At 57.6% G+C, this 1,378-nt stretch carries 1 protein-coding gene; it reads left to right on the top strand.

Features of this window, described 5'->3' with window-relative positions:
• The first annotated feature begins 47 nt into the window (after positions 1–47).
• Positions 48–1,193 carry an ISH3 family transposase gene (locus tag C437_RS03250; protein ID WP_004515448.1) on the top strand — a complete coding sequence of 382 codons (1,146 nt, stop codon included), beginning with the start codon at positions 48–50 and terminating at the stop codon, positions 1,191–1,193.
• Positions 1,194–1,378 lie beyond the last annotated feature (185 nt).

Consider the following 1,378-nt stretch of genomic DNA (forward strand, 5'->3'; position numbering starts at 1 on the left):
CAGTCGATCACATCGGATTTGAGTGAAAGTGTCTGCTTGGATGCAGTGTGAAACCTACCCAAGCAGACAGCGAGATAGAGGAAGAGCATCTGCTTAATTTTGTCGTCAACAGCCTTAACGAGGAGCTTGCGATAGACCTTGGTGAGAACGTTGAGGTCACGACAGAGACGTTGTACGAGGTCCTCGCCGGCGCCAGCGCCGGCGGGACCTCAATCAATCACGTCTGCGAAACGACCGACAACTCACCACACGCCAACACCGTCCGTGGCTATCTCACCGATCAGTTCGAGCTTGATGCTGTCGAGGCGGTTGGAGACATGCTCTTGCAGCGGGATGCGCTTGAGACACTCCCAGATCGACCGGTGGAGGTCTGTGCAGACCTCCACCTCGATCCCTACTACGGCGACGAAGACGAGACAGAAGCGCTGTACTTCTCACAAGCGAAACGGGGAACCACAGCGTTTCATGCGTACGCGACGCTGTACGTACGAGTACGCAACAAGCGGTACACGCTGGCGGTGCGCCAGCTCGTCGCTAGCGACACCACCAGCGATGTCCTCGCCGAGTTTCTCGAACTGCTCGACGGCCTTGACCTCAGCGTCAAGGCCGTCTACCTTGATCGCGGATTCTACAACAGCACCTGTCTTGGACTGCTGTACGCCCACAACTACGCCTATGCGATGCCGATTGTCAAGTGGGGCGAGACGATTCAAAATGAACTCAACAGGGGCTGGAGCCGCGAGATCGAACACGATCTCGCCGGCGAGGTAACGTTCCCTGTATTCATCGACTGCGTCTACCAGCAAGGACGGTATGATGAACACGGAGTGGCGCGTCACGGCTACGCCGCTGACGCGCCGTTCATCGACACGCCACGAGATGCCAGAGAGCACTACAGCAAGCGTTTCGGCATCGAATCGAGCTATCGATTAGCCAAACAGAGCCTCGCGTTTACCAGTTCTCAAGACGCTGGCCTGCGGCTAGTGATGTTCGTCGTGAGTCTGTTACTTCAGAACAGCTGGCGGTATCTACATTGGAGGTACGTGGCGTCGCCCCGCCGAGGGGGGCGACGCCTCTGGGACTGGTCGTTCACGGAGTACTGTGAAATGGTACTGCGAGGAGCTTGGACAGCTCTGGGCGTTCGCAGAGCTGTCCCAGCGAATCAACCGCTTGACGACCGATTCTTCCGGTAGCTGTCCCGACTCGGGACAGCGTTCGTGAGTGGCAACGCCGTCGCGTCGGCGGCGAAGCGCCGCCGACAGCGACTCCTCACTGCGGTAATTCACTGCCTGTATCATTTCGGGAACTGACCACGCACCGAAAGTGCAGATTCAAGGTCTACTGGTAGGCTTAGTGAAGTCTCGGTGTGATCGACTGA

Origin of the sequence: Haloarcula vallismortis ATCC 29715, assembly GCF_000337775.1 — an archaeon.
Lineage (GTDB): Archaea > Halobacteriota > Halobacteria > Halobacteriales > Haloarculaceae > Haloarcula > Haloarcula vallismortis.